The sequence below is a fragment of the Candidatus Pelagibacter sp. HIMB1517 genome (genome assembly GCF_052047895.1).
GTDB lineage: Bacteria > Pseudomonadota > Alphaproteobacteria > Pelagibacterales > Pelagibacteraceae > HIMB114.
Window position 1 is genome coordinate 1 of record NZ_JBNAIW010000014.1, and the last position, 23,445, is coordinate 23,445.

Consider the following 23,445-nt stretch of genomic DNA (forward strand, 5'->3'; position numbering starts at 1 on the left):
AAACTAAGAAATTTATTAATATATAAAAATATTCCACATAAATATTTTTTTTCTCCGACATTTAATTATTTTTTTTGCAATCCTAAAATAAAAAATAATTATAAAGGTAAAGGAGTAATAGCTAGAGTGGTGAAATTTTTAGAAATTGTCACAAATAAAAATATTGAATTAAATTATACTATAAATATTCATCATAAATGTGTTAAAAAATCAGATTCATTGTTACCAAATAATAAAAAATACTTTGGATTATCTTTAGTGGCAGGCCACAAAACTAGAAAAAAACAATTTAATAAAATACAGATGATTAAAACTATAAATTACTTTGCCAAAAAGTATTTACCTGTTTTTTTCATTCAAGAAAATAATAAAGATATGATTAATTTAATTAAAGAAAATATACCAAATGCAATTTTTCCAGAACATAATGTCGAAACCGAATTTAAATCACCAGAATTATTGGTGGCATTAGCAGATAAAATGGATTTTAATATTAGTATTGATAATGGAGTGGCGCATTTATTAGCTTTATCAAAAAGTAAAACTTTTTGTTTTTATCCTGGAAATGCTGAAAAATTTAAACCACTTAGAAATAATTTTTTTTCATATAATTGTGATAATTATGATGCAATGGATAAGATAACTAGTGATGAAATTATTAAATTTATAGAAGCTAAATTATAGTTTCTATAATTTTTGCTACGCACGAATTAGTCTTACTTATTGATGATTTTTTACCACCAGCCTGAGCAAAATCTTTTCTTCCTCCTCCGCCTTTTCCACCTAGAAAAGATGAAAGTTTTTTAACAATATCAGATGCATTAAATTTATCTGTTAAATTATCAGAAACTCCAACAGCTATTGAAGTTTTTTCTTTATCTAATGAAAAAATAAAAACTATTTTACTGTCATTTTTCCTTTGTTCATCAACAAGTTTCCTTATTTCTTTTGAAGGAAAATCAATCAGTATTTGACTATAAAAATTTATATTATTTTTATTAATTATATTAATAATATTTTTATTTTTATCAGATAAAGTATTCTTTATTTTTAACTCTTTTAAATAATTAGATGCTGACAATATTTTTTGTTCATCAAAATCTTTAAACTTTTCAATACTACCTCCATTTAATTTTATTTCTTCTAAAATTTCAGTGAATTTACTTTCAAGCTCTATAATTTTGTTTTTTTGATCTAATGCTTTATTCTCTAAATATTTTTCAAGCTCTTTATCTCTTAAGGCTTCAATTCTTCTCACTCCTGAAGCAATTGAACTTTCATTTATTATCATAAATTTTCCTATTTCACCTGTAGAATGCACATGAGTTCCACCACAGAGCTCTAGAGAAAAAGAAATGTTTTCATGTTTTCCCATTGAAACTACTCTTACTTCTTCGCCATATTTTTCTCCAAATAAAGCCATCGCGCCAGCTTTTATTGCTTTTTCAGGTGACATTAATTTTGTTTCAACTAAATCATTTTTATCAATAAAATAATTAACTCTTTTATTTACAGTTTTAAGCTGATTTTGATCAATTTGTTTTGAGTGACTAAAATCAAAACGCAATCTATCAGGGCCAACATAAGAACCTTTTTGAGCAACATGGTTTCCCAAAGTTTCTCTCAAAGCAGCATGCAATAAGTGTGTGGCAGAATGGTTGGCTTTTATTTTTTGTTTTCTATCTAGATTAACTTCAAGTACGGCATCCTGATTAATATTAATTTTACCTCCTTTTACTTTTCCAATATGGACAAAAAAACTATTAAAAAATTTTTGTGTATCAGAAACTTCAAATAAACCACTTTCAGTTTTTATAAATCCAGTATCACCAATTTGACCTCCTGATTCTGCATAAAAACAAGTTTGGTTTGTTACTACAAAAACATGCTCTCCTTCTAAAACTGTTTCAACTTCGACATTACTCTTGATTAAAGAAAAAATTTTAGCTTCAGTTTTATTTGTACTGTATCCAACAAATTCTGTTGCGCCAAATTTTTCTTTCAAATCAAACCATATTTTTTCAATTGAATCAGATCCTGAGCCTTTCCAAGATTTTCTAGCTTCAGCTTTTCTTTGATCCATTAATTGATTAAATTTTTCAGTATCAACTTTGATCTTTAAAGGCTTGAAATAATCTTCAGTTAAATCTAATGGAAAGCCATAAGTATCATATAATTTAAATGCAACTTCTCCACTTAATGTATTGTTTTTAATTTTGTTTTTTTCATCATGTATAATTTTCATTCCATTTGTTAACATTGATTGAAATTTTTCTTCTTCATTTATAATAGTTTCTTTAATTAAATCTTTAGCTCTATCTAACTCGTTATACTCTGAAGACATTTCCTTTATTAAATGGTCTATCATTTTTGACAGAACATGATCTTTTGAGCCTAAAGTATTTGCGTGCCTCATTGCTCTTCTCATTATTCTTCGTAGCACATAACCACGACCTTCATTTGATGGCATTAACCCATCTGCAATTAAAAAACATGAAGCTCTTAAATGATCAGAAATTACTCTATGACTTGGAATGGTATCATTGTTAATTTGTGTTTTTGTAATATCAGCACTTAAATCAATTAATTTTTTAAATAAATCAATTTGATAATTATCGTGAGTTCCTTGCAATACTGCAGCCATTCTCTCCAAACCCATACCTGTATCAACAGAAGGTTTTGGCAAATTAACTCGTTTATCTTTTGTAATTTGCTCATACTGCATAAAAACTAAGTTCCAAATTTCAATAAAACGATCCCCGTCTTCGTCTTTTGAACCTGGAGGACCTCCAAATAAATGTTCGCCATGATCATAAAAAATTTCTGAGCATGGTCCGCATGGTCCAGTCTCGCCCATTGACCAGAAATTATCAGATGTAGGAATTTTAATTATTTTATCTTCACTAAAACCTGCAATTTTTTTCCATAAGTCATATGCTTCTTGATCTTCTGAAAACACAGTTACACATAATTTATTTTTTGGTAGAGCAAAGTCTTTGGTTATTAATTCCCAGGCATATGCAATTGCTTGTTCTTTAAAATAATCGCCAAAGGAAAAATTACCCAACATTTCAAAAAAAGTATGGTGTCTTGGTGTATATCCAACATTTTCGAGATCATTATGCTTTCCACCAGCTCTTACGCATTTTTGTGAAGTGGTTGCACGATTATAATCCCTTTTTTCAACCCCTGTAAAAACATTCTTAAATTGAACCATACCTGAGTTTGAAAACATTAAAGTCGGATCATTTTGCGGAATAAGTGGGCTAGAACTTATTACTTTGTGACCATTCTTTTTAAAAAAATTTTTAAAAGTTTCTCTTGTATCTCTTAGAGTTTTTTTCATTTCTAAGATAATTACAACTTTTACTGTATATGTCTAGTAATGGAAAAGGCGCTATCATTTATAGATAGCGCCTTAAAGAGATGGTTAATTATTTAATCTTTTTTCTTATCAGCTGATTTTACCTTATCAGTAACTTCACTAACCTCTTCAGTTTTTTCTTTAGTAATAGGGTTACCTTCAAGCTTTTCACTTATTAAGCCAGCATTTGCACGGATTGCCATTTCAATTTCAGCTGCAATATTCACATTATTTTTTAAATACTGCTTTGCATTTTCTTTTCCTTGGCCAATCTTTTCTCCTTTATAAGAGTACCATGCACCACTTTTTTCGATAATATTTGCTTTAGCACCTAGGTCAATTAATTCACCCATTTTACTAATTCCTTCACCATACATTATATCGAACTCTACTACTTTGAATGGTGGTGCAACTTTATTTTTGACAACTTTTACTCTTGTTTGGTTACCAATAATCTCATCTTTTTCTTTAATGGCACCAATTCTTCTTATATCCATTCTTACAGATGAATAAAATTTAAGAGCATTACCGCCTGCAGTTGTTTCTGGACTTCCAAACATTACACCAATCTTCATTCTAATTTGGTTAATAAAGATAACCATAGTATTAGATTTAGAGATGCTACCTGTAAGTTTTCTTAAAGCCTGACTCATTAATCTTGCTTGTAAACCTACATGTGTGTCGCCCATGTCACCTTCTAATTCTGCTCTTGGTGTTAAGGCTGCAACTGAATCAACAACTAAAACTGATACTGCGCCAGACCTAACTAATGTATCTGCAATTTCTAACGCCTGTTCCCCTGTATCAGGTTGAGATATTAATAATTCAGAAGTATCTACACCCAATTTTCTTGCATATGTTGGGTCTAATGCATGTTCAGCATCCACAAACGCACAAACTCCGCCTGTCTTTTGTGCCTCAGCAATCACTTGTAAAGCCAAAGTAGTTTTTCCAGATGACTCTGGACCATAAATTTCCACTATTCTACTTTTTGGCAATCCACCAATTCCCAAAGCAATATCTAAACTTAAAGAACCCGTTGAAATAGCTTCAATATCTAATGCTTGATCTTTTTGACCAAGTTTCATTACTGAACCTTTTCCAAAATTTTGGTCTATCTGTCCAATAGCTGCTTCTAGAGCTTTTTGTTTATCTTTATCTAATTCTTTTGGGCTGTTCACCACTTTCAAATTACTTTTAGTCATTATGCATCCTTTTGTTCAATTTTTTTAAACGACTCAATATGAAAAATGTACATATTTTGTTCTCATTTACAATAATTTAAATAAGTTATTGATTTTATTATATTTAATTAAAAAATATGCCTAATCCAGTTGGCTTTTGGATTAATTTGTTTTGTTTCAAGTTTTAAATGTAGAGCAGTTAAATTACCTGTTACTTGCAATAGTTTAAATCTTGAAATTATTTCGTCTCTTTCAACATCAATAAAATTAAGTCTAGCTATTAATAAAAGTGATCTAGAATTTAGCACATCCAAAGTATCTCTAGTACCACTTTCATACTCTTGAACAATACCTTCGTATGCAATCTCGGCCGCTTGCAATTGTGCTTTGGCTAAATTTAACTCGCTTTTTTTTAACTGATATTCAGACCAAACATTAGTTGCATTTTTTTTAGTTTCATTTTGCTTATCTTGATAATCTAGCTCTGCACTAACTTTAAGAGCTTTTTTTTGCTGATAAAATGAATAATTTTTACCTCCAGAATATAATGGGATTTCTACTTTTGCTTCAAATTGAGACTGATCCCTTTCGCTTATAGTAGAGCTAACATCTTCATTCTCGGATACTTCAAATGAAACAGATGCTTTAGGTGCAAATTTTTCTGCTGCCCCTTTTAATAAATAATTAGATTTCTCAAAATTAAGCTTTGAAATTAATAGTTCGGGGTTATTTAAAGAAGCCAATTCCAAAGTTTCCTCTAAGCTTTTTGGTAAATTTAAATCAAGATTTTTTATCGTTTCTAAATTTTTTGGTAAATATCCGATAATATTTTCATAGTCTTTTTCAGATACTGTGAAACTGTTTTCCGATCTTATAAATTTTGCTTTTGCATCTGCTAAAGAAGATTCAGATTGTGCAAGATCAGATAATTTAATTGCACCTCTTTCATACCTGCTTTTATCTAATTCGACTTGTTTGTCAGCAAGATCGAGATTATCTCTGGTGATATCTAATCTTTTCTTAGAGGCCAGAACAGAAGTATAAGCGGTTACAGCTTTAAGCAGAACATTTTGCTCAACAAATTTAAGTTCATTACTTGATATCTTCACATCAGTTTTTGATGCTAAAATATTAGGTATGCCTTGTAATATTTTTTGTTCAACTTTTATTGCCTTCTTTTTTGTTTGAAGGTTGCTATCTGCAATCGAAGAGCCTGATTGATTTTTTTGCCCTTCATTTAAATCATCAGATTGAGAAAAAGTTCCAGTAATCGAAGGCTTTAATATTGCATAAGATTGTATTAATTCTTCATTTACTGCTTTGGCTTTTTCACGTTGAGAATTAAGTTCTTTATTATTTATATAAGTGGAAATTAAAGATTGAAACAAATCCTCTGATGATGCAACTCCACCTATTATAAAAAAAACTATATTAAAAACTAAAAACTGCTTTAAGATTTTCATTTAATTTTATCTTCTAAATAGTCTAATCTGTCTTGACCCCAGTATAACTCATCTTCATAGATATAGGTTGGGGCACCAAATACATCTTCTTTGATCGCATTATTTGAATTTTCAGAATATATTTTTTCCACTTTCTCACTATTAGCTAGTACTTCAACCTCGTTAAAATTTAATTGTAAATTATTACAAATTTCTTCTAAAACTTTTTTGTCAGATATATCTTTTTCATTAGCCCATAAATATTTTAAACATTCTTTTCCAAAGCTTAATTTATTTCCAAGTTGAATTGCTGCTATTGTAAATTTTGCAGGTAAATGAGGATCAGAAGGTGGAAAAAATTTTGGTTGAGAATTTATGCTAACTCCATATTTTTTTCCAATTCTTTCAATTTCAACTAGACGATATTTTAATCTTGATGGATGTCTTTTTGGGACTGGAACTCCACCAGTATTTGGAAAAACTTGACCTACAAGATCAAAAGGCATTTCTTCAACTTCAATATTTTTTTTATTAACTAAATTAATAAACCTATCAATTGCTAAGTAAGAAAATGGTGACGCAATACTATAGTAATATTTTATTTTCATATTATTTTTCTGCTATATATACCTTTGACTAAAATTGGATATAAAATTATGTTTGAACTTTTAAGTGCCGATACACCCAATGGAAAAAAGGTGTCTATTTTATTAGAAGAATTAAACCTAAAATATAAAGTAACTAAAATTAATATATTAAAAGGAGACCAATTTAGTCCTAAATTTTCAAAAATTAGTCCATTTAACAAAATTCCAGTTTTAAGAGATTTGAAAACAAAAAAAACAATTTTTGAATCTGGTGCCATACTTATTTATCTTGGAGAAAAATATAAAAAATTTTACGATAAAAAAGACAGGTTAAAAATATTACAATGGCTAATGGCTCAGATGGCATACGTAGGTCCAATGTTTGGGCAGCATCACCAGTTTCATCATTATAATCATGGAAAAAGTAAATTTGGAGAAGAAAGATATTTTAGAATTTCAACTCAGATATATAAAGACCTAGATAGAAGATTAGCTAAATCAAAGTATTTGGCATGTTCAAAATATACGATAGCTGATATTGCAACTTTCCCTTGGGTAGCTAGACATGAAATTCATGATATTGGATTAAAAAAATTTAAAAATCTTACACGTTGGTTTGAATTAATTTCAAAAAGAAAAGCGGTTATTAAAGGATATGATTTTATGAATAGAGGTGAAACTATTCCAAAACCTTAATCGTCGGCGAAAATTTTTTCTTGTTTTTCGTGTCTTTCCTGTGCCTCAACCGTCATTGTTGCAATCGGTCTGGCAATTAATCTTTTTAAACCAATCTCTTCTCCTGTCTCTTCACAATATCCGTAAGTACCATCTTCAATTTTCTGAAGAGCAGAATCTATTTTTTTCATGAGTTTTTTGTGACGATTTACAGTTCTCATTTCAACTGATTTGCTTGTAAAAGATGTTGCTTGATCCACTACATCTGCAGAAGCTGCATTGTCATCATCGTTGCCAAAAATAATTCTATTATTCTGTTCTATTAAATCGTTTTTCCATTCAGCAAGAGCTTTTCTAAAAAAAGCTTTATGTTTAGCGCACATATACTTTTCTTTTGCTGAAGGTACGTAAGTTTTTGAAATTTTTGTTGGCATATTTAATTTAATCGAAGGAATATATGTTTCATATTTTTAGTGTCAATTAATATGAATAATTATAAAAACTAAATAATGGCAATTAATAGACTATTTCACTATTTTTTACTCACACATTTTGCAGTTTGGACACTAATACCAAGTATTACAAATCACAATTTACCTCTTGATACAATTGAGGCACTAGCTTGGGGAAGTAATTTAGATTGGGGTTTTAACAAACACCCTCCTTTGAGCGCTTTGGCAGTTAAAATATTTTATCAAATTTTTGGATCACAAGATTGGGTATATTATTTTTTAAGTCAGCTGTTTGTTATCTCAGCTTTTTATTTTGTATTTAAATTATCTAAAGAAATACTTAACACGGAGAAACATGCGCTATTATCTGTTTTATTATTAGAAGGTATTTTTTTTTATAATTTTACGACTCCAGAATTTAATGTGAATGTATGTATGCTGCCTTTCTGGGCAATGACCGCCTACTATGCTTATAAATGCCTTAAAGATAATCTTGCAAAAGATTATGTAATTCTTGGAATTGTTGCCGCTTTTGGGTTTTTGTCAAAATATCTTTTTATTTATTTATTAATTGGAATTAAAGTTTTTTACATATTTTATATAAAAAAAAATAATTTTAAAATTAATTACATTATTCCGGGAATAATATTTTTATTAATTTTAACTCCCCATTTAATTTGGTTAACAGACAATAATTATATCACAATCACTTATGGTCTAAAAAGAACGGGAGAAATTAAAAACTATCTTGATCATATTATTTTACCATTAACTTTTCTAGTAAAGCAAATTGGAATTTTAATTCCTTTTTTTATTCTTTTATTTATTTTAACCAAAAGTCTAAAAACTAATTTTCCTTTTAAAGATCAAAATCTCTTATTTTTATTATCTATTACAATATTACCAATAGTTTTAATATTTTTTACTTCTGTAATAATGGGTGCAAAAATTAGAACAATGTGGATGACTCCATTTTATTTATTTATTGGAACATTTTTTATTTATCTTTTTCAAAATTATATAGATATCAACAAACTTAAGTCTTTTAACTTCATTTTTATTTTTTTATTTTTACTTTCTCCTTTTCTATACGGCTATGTTTCGATTTCACAAACTAACAAAAGAACTGATTACAAAGGAAAGGAAATTGCTAAAGAAGTTGAAAGAAGTTTAATAAAATTAAAATATAATAATGTTATGAGTGTGGCTGGAAATGAATGGATTGCTGGTAACCTTTGCTATCATTTAAAATATCGACCAAAATGTGAAATCACAGATACCAACTTAACAATAATATCAGCAGAAGGTAAAAATGGACCTGCCTCATTTAGTTTAAAAGAATTGATATCTGACAATTATAAATAAATGAAAAAATATATTATTTTAATTCCTGTTTTTAATGATTGGCAATCTGTTTTTAAATTAATTGAAAATATTGATTTACAGATAAATAATGAAACTATTGACATTATAATTGTCAATGATGCTTCAACTGAAAGTTTTGATAATAATCAAAAAAAATTTTCAAAAATTAATTCTGTAAAAATTATTAATTTAATTAAAAATGGCGGACATCGAAAAGCGATTGCAACTGGTCTAAAATATTGCCAAGAAAATTTAGAATATGATTACATCATTCCAATGGACGGTGACGGAGAAGATAGGCCTGAAGAATTAAAAGATTTCTTTAACCAAGTTCAAGAAACACAACCAGAAGTGATCACTGCAACTAGAATAAAAAGAAGTGAAAGTTTTTTATTTAAATTTTTATACTCTATGCATAAAATTTTTACTCATCTTATTACCGGCAAGCTTATTAAATTTGGTAATTATACGTGTTTATCAAAAAATGCTGTTTCAAAACTTTTATCTGATGGATCTGTGTGGTTAAGCTTCTCTGGTGCTGTTACCAAGCATTTTCCTCAATTTTCTGCCATTCAATCTATTAGAGGTGAGAGATATTTTGGGCCTTCAAAAATGAGTATTTTAGCACTTCTTTTACATTCTTTTAGAATTTCAACAGTATTTAGAGAGAATATATTTATTCGGGTAGTCATTGTAATTCTTATTTTTGGACTGCTTGCCTATTATTCTTCTGCTTATTTTCTTATCCCATCATTAGCTGGTTGGATGTTTTTGTTTTTTATTATTTGTTTGGCTTTAGATGATGATATTAAAAAATTAAATAACTGCCTTAATAATATTAAAAGCCTATCTGATATTTATAGTCGGTAAGAAATCATAACTAGAAGTATCAATCTTTGAGGAATGCCCCCTTCTCATTCTCCAGTTATTACAAAATCCGGTATCTGCAACTGTAATCATATTTCTTCCAAATTTAAAATTTGTTTTATCAATTGCTTTCATTAAACTTTGAGACTTTTCTTTCTTTTTATATGAAAATAAACCTTCATCATATTTTCCTTTTCTTGATAATCCTGAAAAAATCACACCAGCTTTTTGATAACGAGGACCTTTTAAAAATATTTCTTTTAAAGATTGAATACAAACTTTTGTTAACAAAATACTATCATCGCTGGGTATTGGCAGATCTACTTTTTTAGATCTAGAAAAAAACTTTTCACTTTTATCGAAAGGACTATTTCTTATAAAAACAATTACTGATTTTACTACTTGTCTATCAACTCTAATTTTTTCAGCAGCATTTAAACAATGTGCAACAATAGACTCCTTTAATGTATCATAATCTAATACTTTTCTGCCAAATGATCTTGATACACAACAATTTTTTCTTGGATTTGAATTAGACTCAAACCCTATACAATTTATCCCTCTTAACTCCATAACTGTTTTTAAACCAAGAACATTTGTATTTTTTTTTATCCATGTATTACTTGCATCTTTTAAATCATAAGCACTTTTAATATTATTGCTTTTATATAATTTAGATATTTTTCTACCTACTCCCCAAATATCTTCAATTGGAAAATTTTTTAATAAACCGTCAATTTCTTTTTCATTATTCAAAATAAAACTTTTAATTCCGATTTTTTCTTTTTTTGCAATATGATTTGCAACTTTTGATAATGTTTTTGTTTTTGCAACACCAATACTTACAGGGATACCTGTCCATTTTAATATTATAAATCTTAATTCACTAATAAAATTTTCTAGATCCTCATCTTTTATTAAACTTAAATCTAAAAAAGCTTCATCAATCGAATATATTTCAATTGTTGGGCAAAACTTTTTTAGAACATGCATTACTCTTCTTGAAATATCTCCGTATAGTGCATAGTTAGAAGAAAATACCTGGACTTTATGAGATTTAACTAAATGCTTAACTTTAAAATAAGGCTCTCCCATCTTTATTCCTATTTTTTTTGCCTCTACTGATCTTGATATAACGCAACCATCGTTATTAGATAAAACAACAACAGGAAGGTTATTTATTCTTGGGTTAAAGAGTCTTTCGCAAGAAACATAAAATGAATTGCAATCAACTAGTGCTATTTTTTTTGAATTTTTATTTTTTAACTTTATGTATGACATAAGTTACTACTCCCCAAACTTGAGTTTCATTATCTTCAGTGATTTCAATAAAATGGTTATGATTACCTAATTTAGAAATTAGAAAAAATTTATTATTTTTTTTTACAATTTTTTTAACTACAAGTTGTCCTTGATAATTAAGAACTGCAACTGAGTTGTGTTTAACATTAAGACTTTTATCGACGATTAATACATCTCCATCATAAATATGATCTTCAACCATTGAATGACCTGAAACTCTTATTAAAAAAGTTGATGCTTTATTTGAAATTAATTCTTCATTAAGATTTATTTCATCCTCCAAATAATCTGTTGCAGGAGAAGGAAATCCAGCGCATACTTTTTGAAGAATAATTGGTAACTTTTCATCAATTTTCATGTTCTTATTTTGTTCTTTTTTTACAAATATTTCAACTAAATTATAGGTTGTATTTTGAGTCCAGAGCTGAATCAGAACAGAATCAAATAGAGAACATTTAAACCTAAACGGTACTTAAATGTGAATAAAAACTATGAGGCTTTTCTTTTAAAATAATTTCCAAGAATAGTTGCGCCAGGTTCGATACTAATGGAGTTGTAAGAAATTTTACCATGAACCTTTGCGGATGGACCTATTGCAACTCTATTTGCAACAATATCACCTTTAACCTCACCTAAAACAAAAACCCAATCTGAATTAATATTTCCAGCAACTAAAGAGTTTGGTCCAATTTTAAGAAATTTACATGTTAAATTTCCATTTATAGTGCCATTGAAAAATAAGTTACCATCATACTCTACATCAGCATTACAATTAAAAATATTAGGCTTGCTTGGAAAAATTATATTAATTTCTTTGGTTTCCTTGGAATAAAAAAGTGATTTAAAAAAATTAATCATTATTTAACACCTAATCTTTTTTGTATATCGCTAGATGATGTTGTAAATCTAAAAACATATTTTTCATCTGGTCTTGCTCTTTTGAAACATTCTTGAGCACATAAAGCGCTTTCATGAAATCCGCTTAAAATAAGTTTTAGCTTTCCAGGATAAGTACAAATATCTCCAATAGCAAATATGCCTTTTTCATTAGTTTCAAAGTTTTGAGTATTCACTTTTAAAGATTTTGCTTCTAAATCTAGGCCCCAATTGGCAATTGGGCCAAGTTCCATTTTTAAACCAAAAAAAGCTAATACACTATCAGCAGAAATTTCTTTTTGCTCTCCGCTATCATGCTTTAATACAACTTTTTCTATTTTATCATTACCTTCAAAATTAACTGGTTGATAGTTAGTTAATATTTCAACTTTTCCATTTTTTTCTAATTCTCTAGCAAGGTTAACTGTATGCTGCGCAGCTCTAAACTCTTCTCTTCTATGGATTAAAATAATTTTTTTCGAAATTTTAGAAAGTTCAACCGTCCAGTCTAAAGCGGAGTCTCCTCCTCCAAAGATACAAACAATTTGATCTTTAAATTTATTTTTATCTTTTACAGAATAAAATAAGTTTGTTCTTTCAAATTTTTCAATATCCTTAATTGGAGGTTTTCTTGGTTCGAATGAACCAACGCCTGCTGCTATAATAATATTTGGAGTTTCAAATTGAACTTGATCACTTGTGGTTACCAACCAATGATTATTTTTCTTTTCTAACTTTTCAACTCTCTGATTTAAATGAAAATTTGTTTTAAATGGTTCTATTTGTTTAAGTAAATTTTTAGTTAAACTTTCACCAGTGCACTCAGGTAATGCTGGAATATCATAAATAGGTTTATCGGGATAAAGCTCAATACATTGACCGCCAACTTTATCTAGATTGTCAATAACGTGAGCATTTAAACCCATGATTCCAAGTTCAAATACTGCAAACAAACCAACTGGACCTGCTCCTACAATGACTGCATCTGTTTTAATCATCTAGCCTTGTTTCTCTGGAAGATTAACCACAATACCATCGTGCTTATCTTCTAATATTAATTGACAACTTAGCCTGCTATTACTTTTGGTTTCAAAAGCAAAATCTAACATATCTTTTTCACTATCGCTTTGCTCTGATAACTTATCTATCCACTCTTCTTTAACATAAACATGGCAAGTCGCACACGCACATGCTCCCCCACAATCTGCATCAATTCCTGGAACACCATTTTGAACTGCCCCTTCCATAATAGAAAGCCCTGATTCAACGCTAACTTCGTGCTGAGTTCCATTATGTTCGATATAAGTGACTTTTGGCATAGGGACTTTATATTCATAGATATTTATAAAACAACAATGAAGTACAAAAGCCACACTATCAGTTATGAAAATAAAAAGTTTAAACTAAAAGAAGCTTTTAAAATTTCTAGAGGCTCAAAATCATCAATAAAAACATTGAAAATTAAAGTAGAAAAAAATAATATTTTTGGACACGGAGAGTGCGTTCCTTACACCCGATATGGTGATAAATTAGAAAAAATAACAAAAATTTTAAAAAGTAATAAAAATATTAATCATCTTAATGAAATAAAATTTTTGTCTCTAAGAAATGCAATTTCAAATGCCTATTACGATTTAAAATTAAAAGAAAAAAAAATTCCTTTTAAAAAAATTGTAAAATATACAAAATTCAAAACCGCAATAACTATTCCTATAGTCAATGAAAAAAAATTTAAGAAACAAGTTATCAAATATAAAAATGTTAAATATCTAAAAATTAAACTAAATGAAAAAAATACTTTTAACTATCTAGATATTGTCAAAAAATATTCTACCAAAAGTAAGATTATAATTGATGCTAACGAAGGTTGGTCGTTATCTTTTTTAAGAGCAAATGAAAAAAAATTAAAACAATATAATATTTTATTTATAGAGCAGCCCTTGAAATCAAATAAAGATCATCTGCTAAAAAGTAATTTACCTTTGTGCGCAGATGAAAGTTTTCATTTAAATAAAAATATTAAAAATATTAAAAAAATTTATAAATGGATAAATATTAAACCTGATAAATTTGGAACTGAGAAGGATATTATGAAAGCAATAAAATATGCTCGTAAAAATAAATTAAAAATATTTTTAGGATGTATGGTAAGTAGCTCATTATCAATTATACCTTCTCTTCGATTTGCAAAATATTGCAACGTACTTGATCTTGATGGAGCAATGTTTTTATCTCAAGATTATAAATTTGGTTTAAAATATAAAAAAGATAATTTGATTTATAACAAAAGCTTTAATTTTGGGCACAATTAATGTTGCGGTGTAAAACACATTATCTTTGATTTTAATTTTATTTTTAATTAAAATATTAGAAGGGAAAATAAATTGAGTAAATATCAAGAAACATTTAATCATTCACTATCAAATCCAGATGAGTTTTGGTCTGAAGCTGCTGATCAAGTCAAATGGATTAAAAAATTTGACAAAGTAGTTCATTGCGAAAGAAAACCTTTCTACAGATGGTTTAAAGGTGGAAAGATTAATACATGCTATAATGCTTTAGACCGACATATTGAGGAAGGAAATGGAGATAGGACTGCACTAATCTTTGATAGTGCAATGACTAATACGAAGAAAAAATTTTCATATAAAGAATTAAAAGATGCAACTGCAAAACTTGCAGGTGGACTTCAAAGACAAGGTGTAAAAAAAGGTGACCGTGTCATCATATATATGCCAATGATACCTGAAGCCATTCAAGCTATGTTAGCTTGTGCAAGAATTGGTGCAGTTCATAGTGTTGTGTTTGGTGGATTTGCATCAAATGAACTTGCAAGTCGTATAGATGATAGTGGTGCAAAAGTTATTTTATCTGCATCTTGTGGTTTAGAGCCTGGAAGAACTGTGGACTATAAACCGCTACTTGAGGATGCTTTAAAAGAGGCAAAACATAAAGTTGAAAAAGTTGTAATATTTCAAAGAGATGCTCATAAAATTGATTTAGCTGAAGATTTTGTTGATTGGAATAAATTTATTGATGGAGCTGATCATGCAGAATGTGTTGAGTGTGATGCAAATGATCCAGCATACATTTTATATACCTCCGGAACAACTGGAGTTCCAAAGGGAATTTTAAGAGATATAGCGGGTCACATTGTTGCATTAAAATGGACGATGCAAAATGTTTATGACATTAACCCAGGTGATGTTTGGTGGTCGGCTAGTGATATTGGTTGGATTGTTGGTCACTCTTATATTGTGTATGGTCCTTTGTTTCATGGATGTACGACTGTAGTTTTTGAGGGAAAGCCTGTTGGAACACCAGACCCTGGTGCTTTTTGGAGAATAATTTCAGAGTATAAAGTTAAAACTTTATTTACTGCTCCTACTGCATTTAGAGCAATTAAAAAAGAAGATCCAAATGGTGAGTATTTTAAAAAATACAATCTATCTCACTTTGAAGCTTTGTATCTAGCTGGGGAAAGAGCAGACCCAGATACTATTCACTGGGCAGAAAAATTATTACAAAAACCAGTCATTGATCATTGGTGGCAAACTGAAACAAGCTGGACAATTTCTGGTAACTTTAAAGGATTAGGATTATTCGATACCAAATACGGTTCTGCTGGAAAACCAGCTCCTGGTTATGATGTTAAAGTTTTAAAAGAAGATGGTAGTGAGGCTAAACCTGGAGAGATGGGAGATATCTGTGTTAAGCTTCCTTTGCCGCCAAGTACTTTTCCAACACTTTGGAATGCTGACAAAAGATATGAAGAAAATTATATGACTACTTATCCTGGATATTACCAAACTTACGATGCAGGTCATATTGATGAAGATGGTTACGTTTGGATTATGTCTAGAACCGATGACATTATTAATGTTGCAGGACATAGATTATCAACGGGTTCTATGGAAGAAGTTTTATCTGAACATCCTGATGTTGCAGAATGTGCAGTTATTGGAATAGCAGATAAACTCAAAGGTCAAATGCCAGTTGGATTGGTAGTGTTAAAAGCAGGCGTTACAAAAACACCAGAAAATATTCAAAAAGAATGTGTAAAAATGATTAGAGAAAAGATAGGACCAGTTGCGGCTTTTAAAACTGCAATTGTAATCAAAAGACTTCCAAAAACTAGATCTGGAAAAGTATTAAGAGGGACAATGAGAAAAATTGCGGATAAAGAGGAATATAAAATGCCAGCAACAATCGATGATCCAGCAATATTAGATGAAATTACGCAGTCTCTCAAATCTGCAGGTATAGTTTAAAATACTAAAATAACTAAATATATCAAATTACTTACTAAAGGTATCATCGTCATCATCATACCAACAACTCTTAAAATACCTTTTTTTAAAAACATACTTGCAGCATGAGAAACTCTACCAAGAATAAATATTGATCCTAAGCAAGCAACGTAATCACAATTTTTTGATAACTGATCAACTATAATCAAGCTAATAAGAAACATGGGAGTAAATTCTGAAAAATTTCCATGAGCTCTTACTGCTCTTATTAGTTTTTCATTATTACCCTCTCCTATTGCTAATCCAGATTTTCTCCTAGTGTAAGCGGCATTAAAAGATAATCCAATAAAAATAAATAATAGGCCGATAGTTACATAATAAATGTTATTACACATTAACTATTATTCTTATTAAATTTTATTTGTGATTTAAAAAGTCTCTTTCAATACACATAGCGATACCCATACCACCACCAATACAAAGAGTTGCTAAACCTTTTTTAACTTTTCTTTTTTGCATCTCATGAATTAAAGATACAAGAATTCTAGCACCAGATGCACCAATTGGGTGACCAAGAGCAATGGCGCCACCATTTACATTTATTTTATCGGCAGTAAAACCAAGCTCTTTATTTACTGAGATTGCTTGTGCTGCAAATGCTTCATTGGCTTCGACTAAATCGACTTGGTCTTCGCCCCAACCAGCTTTTTCTAAAGCTTTTTTTGAAGCCGGTATTGGACCAGTTCCCATGATTGATGGATCTACTCCACATTGTGCCCATGAAACTATTCTAGCTAAAGGTTCAATTTTTCTTTTCTTTGCTTCTTCGGCAGTCATTAATACAACTGCAGCAGCGCCATCATTAATTCCAGAAGCGTTACCGGCAGTAACTGTACCATCCTTCTTAAACGCAGGTCTTAATTGAGATAATTTATCAACTGTTGTATCTGATTTTGGATATTCATCTGTATCAAATGTTTTTTCTTGTTTTTTAATTTTTACTTTAATTGGAACAATTTCATCTTTAAATTTCTTTTCATTAATTGCTTCAGTTGCTTTTCTTTGAGATGATGACGCAAAAGTATCCTGATCTTCTCTAGAAATTTTATATTTTTCAGCAACATTCTCAGCAGTGATACCCATATGATAATTATTATAAGCATCCCATAAACCATCGACGATCATACTGTCTGTTAAAGTGCCAGGACCCATTTTGATGCCATTTCTTAAATTTGCAAAATGTGGGGCGTTACTCATGCTTTCTTGACCACCAGCAACCATAACTTTTCCATCACCACACAATAGTGAGTTATAAGCTAGGGCAACTGAGGCTAATCCTGATCCACACACCTGATTAATTGTAGTTGCAGTTTTATCTTTTGAAATTCCAGCGTGAATAGCTGCTTGTCTTGCTGGGTTTTGTCCAGCGCCAGTTGTTAACACTTGGCCCATGTAAACCATATCAACATCATCTGCTTTTAAATGAGAGTGGTTCATGCATCTTTTAATAACTTCTGCTCCAAGTTGAGGTGCAGTTTGTGAAGCCAAAGAACCACCAAAAGATCCGATTGCAGTTCTAAAAGCACTTGTAATTACGATATTAGTTTTATCTGACATTCATTTTCTCCTAATTAAATTATTGATAATGTTGACCGCCATTAATATTTAAAGTTGCTCCAGTCATAAAAGCTGCTTCATCACTGCACAAGTAACTTACTAGTGAAGCAATTTCTTTTGGATCAGCCAATCTTCCAACGGGAATTTGAGCTACGATACTTTCTAATATTTTTGGATCAATTTTTTTAACCATATCTGTTCCAACATAACCAGGTGCAATCGCATTAACAGTAACACCTTTGTTTGCATTTTCTTGTGCAACAGCTTTTGTAAAACCTATGATACCAGCTTTTGCAGCTGAGTAATTTGATTGGCCCATTTGGCCCTTAACACCGTTAATAGAACTGATAGAAACAATTCTACCAAATTTTTTTGCTCTCATGTTTTCAATAACATTTCTTGTTACATTAAACATTGAATTTAAATTAATATTAATTACAGCGTTCCATTCTTCTACAGACATCTTATGTAAAAATTTATCTTTTGTTATACCTGCATTATTAACTAAAATATCGATTGTCTTTCCAGACTCTTCTTCAATTTGTTTAATTGCTTTAACGCAATCTTCATAATAAGAAACATCGAATTTTATAACTTTAATTCCAGTTTCTTTAGAAAATTCATTTGGACCTTCTGGTGTTCCAATATAACTTGCAACAACTTCATATCCGTCATCTTTTAATTTTTTTGAAATTTCAGCACCAATTCCTCTTGTGCCACCTGTTACTAGTGCTAATCTATTTGTCATTGTGAAAACGCTTATATTACTTTCTTAAATTACTACAAGGTTAGATATAAAATCTGGGGGAGAAACCTAACCTTGTAGATAAGTACTAAAATTAGTTTTTAGTAGTTTCAGCTTTAACAGTAGCTTTAGCAGTTTCTTCAGAAACAACTTTTTTAAGCTCAGTTAAACCATCTAAAAATCTAGTATTTAGAATTTGGTATGCTTCGTTAGCAGTTTTTTCATTGATTTTAGATAATTCAGCAACGTTTTTTTGTGCTTCTACGATTGCTTTTTTAACTAATTCAATTGATTTAGCTGCTTGATCTTGAGTATTACCTTTTGCAACTTCAGTAGTAGCTTCTTTTGCGCTAGAGATAGCAGTATTAAGAATTTCTACTTGTTTGCTTGCGAAAGCATTTACACCTTCGAAAACAGCTTTAGATGCACCAGCAACTGCTTCAAGAGTTTTCTTTTGAGCATCAATGTAGTTTGCAGAATTTACATCTACATTTGGTAATTTTGTTGCTGATAATACTTTTTGAAAATCAAACATTTCAAATGGATTGTTAGCGTTGAACATATTGTTCTCCTTATTTTTAGTGTTATCTTTCATAATTGAGAGTGATATATATTGCAATGCGCAATATTTCAATAGATAAAAACCTTATATATTATAAATTATTGATTTTATTGATTTATTTTTATGTGCGAAGCAAAATAATATATTGCAACGTAAAAGAATATATTGCATTTGCTCATAAAAGATATTTATATGCTTTTAACCTTAAGAAAGTGAATAATGAAAAAAGAAAATAATACAACAGATTTTACAAAAATTCAGACACCAAATTTTGATCAGTTAAACGACATATTTGAAAACAACTTAAAAATTTATAATAATTTTATTAATAATATGTCTGAGCCAAAAAAAGGTGATCAGAATGAAAAAAAGAACAACAAAAATGAAGATAATTTTACACCAGTAGATTTATTAAATTTAATTAACCCAACTACAACAAAGATCACAAATTCTTTATTTGATATTTCAAGTAAGATGACGACTAAGCCAGATGCTTATTACCAAAATATTAATAAATGGATCCAAGAAATAACTTCTTTAAACTTTTATTTTATCTCGCGTTTATCTAATAAGCCTGCTGATCCAATAGCAGTACCTAATAAAACAGATAAAAGATTTTCAACTCCGGAGTGGTCTGAAAATATTTTCTTTGATTTTATTAAACAGTTTTATCTTCTTACTTCTCGTATGATGGATAGTATTGTAGATTCATTAGAACATATTGATCCAAAACAAAAAAAATTAATTAAATTTTATACCAACCAAATCAATGCAGCTTTTTCACCAACAAATTTTGTTGCAACTAACCCGGAAGTATTAAACCAAACTATAAAAGAAGGTGCTCAAAACTTAGTAAGAGGTTTTGAGAATTTCAGAAAAGATTATCTAAAGCACCCAAATAAAATGTTCATCTCCCAAACAGCCGAGGAGTTTACTGTGGGTGATAATATAGCAAATACCAAGGGATCAGTAATTTTTAAAAATAATGTTTTTGAATTAATTCATTATTCTCCAGAAACTAAGCAACAGTTTGAAAAACCAATGCTTATTATCCCTCCATTTATCAATAAGTTTTACATCATGGATTTGAATGAAAAAAAATCTATGATCAAATATTTATTAGAAAAAAATCAAAATACATTCTTAATCTCTTGGAAAAATCCAAAAGCAGATAGTAAAGATTTTGGTTTTAATGAATATATAAATGATGGTGTGCTAAAAGCTTTAGAGCTTGTTTGCAAAGAAACAGGATCAGATGGAGCAAATACCGCATCTTACTGTGTTGGTGGAACATTAACATCAATGGTTCTTGCTCACTTGGCAAATCAAAAAAATAATAAATATAAAATTTTATCATCAACATTCTTCACAAGCCTTGTTGACTTTACTGAGCCAGGTGATCTTGGTGTTTTTATTAGTGAAGAGCAAATCGAAATGATTGAAAAGCAAATGAAAGGCAAAGGTTACTTTGATGGTAAAGATATGGCAGCATGCTTTAATTTTATGAGACCTGGTGACCTGTACTGGAATTATGTAATTAATAATTATTTAAAAGGAAATCAGCCTACGGCATTTGACATGCTATATTGGAATAGTGACTCTACGAGAATACCAGAAGTTCTACATAGTGATTATTTAAGATCAATGTACTTAAATAACTTATTAGTTAAAAAACAATATAATTTTGATGGAAACATTTTAGATATGTCTAAAATTTCTACTCCAATGTTTCATGTTGCAACTACTGATGATCATATTGCTCCTTGGAAATCTGTATTCATGGGTTTGTCTCAATACAAAAGTAATATTGAATTCACTCTAGCAAACTCAGGTCATATTGCTGGTATTATACAAGGAAAAGGTGCGAAACCTGGCAAGCAATATTATTTTGAAAATAGTAAAATTGAAAAAGACTCAGAAAAATGGTTAGAAAATTCTAAAAGAGTTGAGGGATCATGGTGGCCTAAATGGACTGATTGGTTAAAACAATATTCTGGTGATTTAAAAAATATTAATGAAATCAATTTAAATAATTTGAAAGAGCTATATAAAGCTCCTGGAAAATACGTATTAGAAAAATAATGATTGAAATAAAAAAATACTCAAACAGAAGATTATATAATACTGAAACTAGCTCTTATATTACTCAAGAGGATATCGTTTCTTTAATTAAACAAGGAAAGCAATTTAAAATTAAGGATGTTGAGTCTAAAAAAGATATTACTTCAAGTATTTTAACTCAAATCGTTTTAGAAAGAGAAACTACTGGTACAAATTTAATTCCTGAGGAATTTTTAAAACAAATTATTCTTTTTTATGAAAATGATAGATCGTCAGAGATGTTTGGTTTTTTAAGTAACGTTATGAATTTTGCTGATGCAAACAAATTTTTTAACAGTAATTTTCAAAAAATTATGAAATTTAATCCTTTTGATTTTCAAGCTTACTTTAATAATAATTCAAGTAATAATGATGCAAAAGAGACTCCTCCTGCTGAAAATAATACATCAAAAGAAAATGAAATATCAGAATTAGCTAATCAAATTGATGAGCTAAAATCTGAAATAAACAAATTAAATAAAGAAAAAGTTAATTAAAACTATAAGGCTTTCCAGAGCTTTTTAGAATTAGTTCCTGATTCCAAACTACAATTTTTCCACCAATAATTGTTCCAGAGGGAGAGACATCAATTTTAGCTCCATTAAATGGAGTCCAGCCACAATTACTTTCTATCCATTCATCCTTTATAGTAAATTTTTGGTTAAGTTTATAAATTGTTAAATCTGCAATATGACCAACCTCAAGCGCTCCTCTATTTTTAATGCCAAAAATTTTACAAGGGTTAATGCACAAAAGTTCAACTAATTTTTTTAAATTAATTTTACCTTTTAAAAAATAATCAGTCATTATTAATCCTATAGTCTGTGTACCTGGCATACCAGACGGGCTTTTTGGATAAGGTTGTTTTTTTTCCTCAATCGTGTGAGGAGAATGGTCAGAACCAATGATGCTAATCAAATTATCTTCTACCCCTTTCCATATTCCATCACTATGTTCTTTGGTTCTTATGGGGGGGTTGATTTGTGCAAAAGTATCTAGCTGATCATAGATATCCGGAGCATATAAAGATAAATGTTGCGGTGTTGTTTCTAAAGTTGTGTGCGTTGGTTTTTTATCTCTTACATAATCAACTTCATCTTTAGTTGTTATATGTAAAATATGAATGTTTTTTTTATATTTATTTGAAAGTTCTATTAATTTTTTTGTAGATGAAACTGCACAATCAACACTTCTCCATTTATAATGCGATTTAACATTACCCTCTTCAATTGTACTTTTTCTCGACATAAGCATATCTTCATCTTCAGAATGAATAGATACTATTCTTGGTGAATTTTTAATAACTTGCTCAATATAAAAATCGTCCTTAACCAAAAGATCACCAGTTGAAGAACCAACAAACATTTTGACTCCGCAGCATCCATCAAAGCCTTTTAAAAAATCTAATTTGTCTGAATTTTCGTTAGTAGCCCCAAAATAAAATGCATAATTACAATGCATATTATCTTTTGCTCTTGATAGCTTATCATTAAGCGCATCTGCATTATTTGTTATTGGAGAAGTATTTGGCATCTCAAATATTCCTGTAATACCACCCATCACAGCCGCCCTACTTCCACTCTCTAAGGTTTCTTTTTTGGGATGACCAGGTTCTCTAAAATGTACATGAGTGTCGATAAAACCAGGAAAAATTGTAAGACCAGCACAATCTTTTACTTCATGTGGACCATCTGGAATATTCTTATCTATTTTTTTAATCTTATTATCTTCAATTAAAATATCTAAGTTTTGAAGCTCATCATTGTAGCAAACTTGACCATTTTTTAATAATAATGACATAATAAAAGTAATGAGATCTAATTATACAACTAACCTAGAAAACAAAAGAGTAATTTCAATAACTGGGGATGAATCCGAGACTTTTTTAAATAATATTATCACTAACGATGTAAAAAAAATAAACTCTAATAATTCTATTTATTCTTGTTTATTATCACCTCAAGGGAAAGTTATAAGTCATTTTTTTATATCAAAGATAGATAATAAATTTCTTATAATAATAGATGATTATTTATCTGATGATCTCATAGAAAAGC

22 protein-coding genes and 2 pseudogenes are annotated in these 23,445 nt (G+C 29.4%); 9 read left to right on the forward strand and 15 right to left on the reverse strand.

From position 1 onward, the window contains the following. Positions 1 to 684 (forward strand): annotated as a pseudogene (locus ACTTAT_RS06330) (hypothetical protein); the annotation flags it as partial. Here ACTTAT_RS06330 and alaS read toward each other — a convergent pair. From alaS to ACTTAT_RS06350, 4 genes are all read right to left on the reverse strand, one after another. Then, positions 674 to 3,346 (reverse strand): alanine--tRNA ligase, encoded by a 2,673-nt coding sequence (gene alaS / locus ACTTAT_RS06335; protein WP_440680196.1) that lies wholly within the window; start codon positions 3,344 to 3,346, stop codon positions 674 to 676. The pseudogene ACTTAT_RS06330 and the gene alaS overlap by 11 nt on opposite strands. A 92-nt stretch (positions 3,347 to 3,438) precedes the next feature. Beyond that, positions 3,439 to 4,569, reverse strand: coding sequence for a recombinase RecA (recA, locus tag ACTTAT_RS06340; RefSeq protein WP_440680197.1), 1,131 nt, complete (start codon positions 4,567 to 4,569; stop codon positions 3,439 to 3,441). A gap of 107 nt (positions 4,570 to 4,676) precedes the next feature. Beyond that, positions 4,677 to 6,011: a TolC family protein gene (locus ACTTAT_RS06345; protein ID WP_440680198.1), complete on the reverse strand. Its 1,335-nt coding sequence runs from the start codon at positions 6,009 to 6,011 to the stop codon at positions 4,677 to 4,679. Then, positions 6,008 to 6,598 (reverse strand): 2-hydroxychromene-2-carboxylate isomerase, encoded by a 591-nt coding sequence (locus tag ACTTAT_RS06350; RefSeq protein WP_440680199.1) that lies wholly within the window; start codon positions 6,596 to 6,598, stop codon positions 6,008 to 6,010. The genes ACTTAT_RS06345 and ACTTAT_RS06350 overlap by 4 nt, the downstream gene beginning before the upstream one ends. A 48-nt stretch (positions 6,599 to 6,646) precedes the next feature. On the opposite strand from ACTTAT_RS06350, the gene ACTTAT_RS06355 reads away from it, so the two are divergent. Beyond that, the gene (locus ACTTAT_RS06355; RefSeq protein WP_440680200.1) at positions 6,647 to 7,273 is read left to right on the forward strand and encodes a glutathione S-transferase family protein; all 627 of its coding nucleotides are present in this window, start codon (positions 6,647 to 6,649) and stop codon (positions 7,271 to 7,273) included. On the opposite strand, the gene dksA is transcribed toward ACTTAT_RS06355, so the two are convergent. Then, on the reverse strand, positions 7,270 to 7,686 hold the full coding sequence (dksA, locus tag ACTTAT_RS06360; RefSeq protein WP_009360427.1) for an RNA polymerase-binding protein DksA: 417 nt from the start codon (positions 7,684 to 7,686) through the stop codon (positions 7,270 to 7,272). The two genes, ACTTAT_RS06355 and dksA, sit on opposite strands and share 4 nt — an antisense overlap. Positions 7,687 to 7,761: 75 nt before the next feature. On the opposite strand from dksA, the gene ACTTAT_RS06365 reads away from it, so the two are divergent. Then, positions 7,762 to 9,069, forward strand: a complete 1,308-nt coding sequence (locus ACTTAT_RS06365) for a glycosyltransferase family 39 protein (protein ID WP_440680202.1) — start codon at positions 7,762 to 7,764, stop codon at positions 9,067 to 9,069. Beyond that, entirely contained in the window at positions 9,070 to 9,939 is an 870-nt protein-coding gene (locus tag ACTTAT_RS06370; RefSeq protein WP_440680203.1) for a glycosyltransferase, read from the forward strand. Here the strand turns inward: ACTTAT_RS06370 and ACTTAT_RS06375 are convergent. The 5 genes from ACTTAT_RS06375 to ACTTAT_RS06395 form a co-directional block, all read right to left on the reverse strand. Beyond that, positions 9,916 to 11,217, reverse strand: a complete 1,302-nt coding sequence (locus ACTTAT_RS06375) for a Y-family DNA polymerase (protein WP_440680204.1) — start codon at positions 11,215 to 11,217, stop codon at positions 9,916 to 9,918. The genes ACTTAT_RS06370 and ACTTAT_RS06375 overlap by 24 nt on opposite strands. Further along, entirely contained in the window at positions 11,192 to 11,596 is a 405-nt protein-coding gene (locus ACTTAT_RS06380; protein WP_440680205.1) for a LexA family protein, read from the reverse strand. Before ACTTAT_RS06380 ends, ACTTAT_RS06375 begins: the two co-directional genes overlap by 26 nt. A 131-nt stretch (positions 11,597 to 11,727) precedes the next feature. Then, positions 11,728 to 12,096 carry a bactofilin family protein gene (locus ACTTAT_RS06385; protein WP_440680206.1) on the reverse strand — a complete coding sequence of 123 codons (369 nt, stop codon included), beginning with the start codon at positions 12,094 to 12,096 and terminating at the stop codon, positions 11,728 to 11,730. Continuing rightward, entirely contained in the window at positions 12,096 to 13,112 is a 1,017-nt protein-coding gene (locus ACTTAT_RS06390; protein WP_440680207.1) for an NAD(P)/FAD-dependent oxidoreductase, read from the reverse strand. The genes ACTTAT_RS06385 and ACTTAT_RS06390 overlap by 1 nt, the downstream gene beginning before the upstream one ends. Next, entirely contained in the window at positions 13,113 to 13,433 is a 321-nt protein-coding gene (locus ACTTAT_RS06395; protein WP_440680209.1) for a 2Fe-2S iron-sulfur cluster-binding protein, read from the reverse strand. 36 nt (positions 13,434 to 13,469) lie between these two features. On the opposite strand from ACTTAT_RS06395, the gene ACTTAT_RS06400 reads away from it, so the two are divergent. Both ACTTAT_RS06400 and ACTTAT_RS06405 read left to right on the forward strand, forming a co-directional pair. Then, entirely contained in the window at positions 13,470 to 14,426 is a 957-nt protein-coding gene (locus tag ACTTAT_RS06400) for an enolase C-terminal domain-like protein (protein WP_440680210.1), read from the forward strand. Between the two features lie 72 nt (positions 14,427 to 14,498). After that, complete coding sequence (locus tag ACTTAT_RS06405) at positions 14,499 to 16,385, forward strand: propionyl-CoA synthetase (RefSeq protein ID WP_440680211.1); 1,887 nt, start codon at positions 14,499 to 14,501, stop codon at positions 16,383 to 16,385. Here ACTTAT_RS06405 and ACTTAT_RS06410 read toward each other — a convergent pair. The 4 genes from ACTTAT_RS06410 to ACTTAT_RS06425 form a co-directional block, all read right to left on the reverse strand. Further along, entirely contained in the window at positions 16,382 to 16,759 is a 378-nt protein-coding gene (locus ACTTAT_RS06410; RefSeq protein WP_440680212.1) for an MAPEG family protein, read from the reverse strand. The two genes, ACTTAT_RS06405 and ACTTAT_RS06410, sit on opposite strands and share 4 nt — an antisense overlap. Before the next feature lie 22 nt (positions 16,760 to 16,781). Further along, a complete protein-coding gene (locus tag ACTTAT_RS06415) occupies positions 16,782 to 17,981 on the reverse strand; it encodes an acetyl-CoA C-acetyltransferase (RefSeq protein ID WP_009360437.1) in 1,200 nt (399 codons plus the stop codon). A gap of 19 nt (positions 17,982 to 18,000) precedes the next feature. Next, entirely contained in the window at positions 18,001 to 18,729 is a 729-nt protein-coding gene (gene phbB / locus ACTTAT_RS06420; protein ID WP_440680213.1) for an acetoacetyl-CoA reductase, read from the reverse strand. A gap of 91 nt (positions 18,730 to 18,820) precedes the next feature. Continuing rightward, on the reverse strand, positions 18,821 to 19,321 hold the full coding sequence (locus tag ACTTAT_RS06425) for a phasin family protein (protein WP_440680214.1): 501 nt from the start codon (positions 19,319 to 19,321) through the stop codon (positions 18,821 to 18,823). A gap of 186 nt (positions 19,322 to 19,507) precedes the next feature. On the opposite strand from ACTTAT_RS06425, the gene ACTTAT_RS06430 reads away from it, so the two are divergent. Together ACTTAT_RS06430 and ACTTAT_RS06435 are read left to right on the forward strand one after the other, a co-directional pair. Continuing rightward, on the forward strand, positions 19,508 to 21,370 hold the full coding sequence (locus ACTTAT_RS06430) for a PHA/PHB synthase family protein (RefSeq protein ID WP_440680215.1): 1,863 nt from the start codon (positions 19,508 to 19,510) through the stop codon (positions 21,368 to 21,370). After that, a complete protein-coding gene (locus tag ACTTAT_RS06435; protein WP_440680216.1) occupies positions 21,370 to 21,885 on the forward strand; it encodes a polyhydroxyalkanoate synthesis regulator DNA-binding domain-containing protein in 516 nt (171 codons plus the stop codon). The genes ACTTAT_RS06430 and ACTTAT_RS06435 overlap by 1 nt, the downstream gene beginning before the upstream one ends. On the opposite strand, the gene ACTTAT_RS06440 is transcribed toward ACTTAT_RS06435, so the two are convergent. Further along, positions 21,878 to 23,188: a dihydroorotase gene (locus tag ACTTAT_RS06440; RefSeq protein WP_440680217.1), complete on the reverse strand. Its 1,311-nt coding sequence runs from the start codon at positions 23,186 to 23,188 to the stop codon at positions 21,878 to 21,880. The genes ACTTAT_RS06435 and ACTTAT_RS06440 overlap by 8 nt on opposite strands. A 10-nt stretch (positions 23,189 to 23,198) precedes the next feature. On the opposite strand from ACTTAT_RS06440, the pseudogene ACTTAT_RS06445 reads away from it, so the two are divergent. Further along, positions 23,199 to 23,445 (forward strand): annotated as a pseudogene (locus tag ACTTAT_RS06445) (hypothetical protein); the annotation flags it as partial.

What these genes read in the sequence shown, in the direction of transcription:
- alaS (WP_440680196.1), bottom strand. Translation starts at nt 3,346, where the DNA reads ATGAAAAAAACTCTAAGAGATACAAGAGAAACTTTTAAAAATTTTTTT.
- recA (WP_440680197.1), bottom strand. Translation starts at nt 4,569, where the DNA reads ATGACTAAAAGTAATTTGAAAGTGGTGAACAGCCCAAAAGAATTAGAT.
- ACTTAT_RS06345 (WP_440680198.1), bottom strand. Translation starts at nt 6,011, where the DNA reads ATGAAAATCTTAAAGCAGTTTTTAGTTTTTAATATAGTTTTTTTTATA.
- ACTTAT_RS06350 (WP_440680199.1), bottom strand. Translation starts at nt 6,598, where the DNA reads ATGAAAATAAAATATTACTATAGTATTGCGTCACCATTTTCTTACTTA.
- ACTTAT_RS06355 (WP_440680200.1), top strand. Translation starts at nt 6,647, where the DNA reads ATGTTTGAACTTTTAAGTGCCGATACACCCAATGGAAAAAAGGTGTCT.
- dksA (WP_009360427.1), bottom strand. Translation starts at nt 7,686, where the DNA reads ATGCCAACAAAAATTTCAAAAACTTACGTACCTTCAGCAAAAGAAAAG.
- ACTTAT_RS06365 (WP_440680202.1), top strand. Translation starts at nt 7,762, where the DNA reads ATGGCAATTAATAGACTATTTCACTATTTTTTACTCACACATTTTGCA.
- ACTTAT_RS06370 (WP_440680203.1), top strand. Translation starts at nt 9,070, where the DNA reads ATGAAAAAATATATTATTTTAATTCCTGTTTTTAATGATTGGCAATCT.
- ACTTAT_RS06375 (WP_440680204.1), bottom strand. Translation starts at nt 11,217, where the DNA reads ATGTCATACATAAAGTTAAAAAATAAAAATTCAAAAAAAATAGCACTA.
- ACTTAT_RS06380 (WP_440680205.1), bottom strand. Translation starts at nt 11,596, where the DNA reads ATGAAAATTGATGAAAAGTTACCAATTATTCTTCAAAAAGTATGCGCT.
- ACTTAT_RS06385 (WP_440680206.1), bottom strand. Translation starts at nt 12,096, where the DNA reads ATGATTAATTTTTTTAAATCACTTTTTTATTCCAAGGAAACCAAAGAA.
- ACTTAT_RS06390 (WP_440680207.1), bottom strand. Translation starts at nt 13,112, where the DNA reads ATGATTAAAACAGATGCAGTCATTGTAGGAGCAGGTCCAGTTGGTTTG.
- ACTTAT_RS06395 (WP_440680209.1), bottom strand. Translation starts at nt 13,433, where the DNA reads ATGCCAAAAGTCACTTATATCGAACATAATGGAACTCAGCACGAAGTT.
- ACTTAT_RS06400 (WP_440680210.1), top strand. Translation starts at nt 13,470, where the DNA reads ATGAAGTACAAAAGCCACACTATCAGTTATGAAAATAAAAAGTTTAAA.
- ACTTAT_RS06410 (WP_440680212.1), bottom strand. Translation starts at nt 16,759, where the DNA reads ATGTGTAATAACATTTATTATGTAACTATCGGCCTATTATTTATTTTT.
- ACTTAT_RS06415 (WP_009360437.1), bottom strand. Translation starts at nt 17,981, where the DNA reads ATGTCAGATAAAACTAATATCGTAATTACAAGTGCTTTTAGAACTGCA.
- phbB (WP_440680213.1), bottom strand. Translation starts at nt 18,729, where the DNA reads ATGACAAATAGATTAGCACTAGTAACAGGTGGCACAAGAGGAATTGGT.
- ACTTAT_RS06425 (WP_440680214.1), bottom strand. Translation starts at nt 19,321, where the DNA reads ATGAAAGATAACACTAAAAATAAGGAGAACAATATGTTCAACGCTAAC.
- ACTTAT_RS06430 (WP_440680215.1), top strand. Translation starts at nt 19,508, where the DNA reads ATGAAAAAAGAAAATAATACAACAGATTTTACAAAAATTCAGACACCA.
- ACTTAT_RS06435 (WP_440680216.1), top strand. Translation starts at nt 21,370, where the DNA reads ATGATTGAAATAAAAAAATACTCAAACAGAAGATTATATAATACTGAA.
- ACTTAT_RS06440 (WP_440680217.1), bottom strand. Translation starts at nt 23,188, where the DNA reads ATGTCATTATTATTAAAAAATGGTCAAGTTTGCTACAATGATGAGCTT.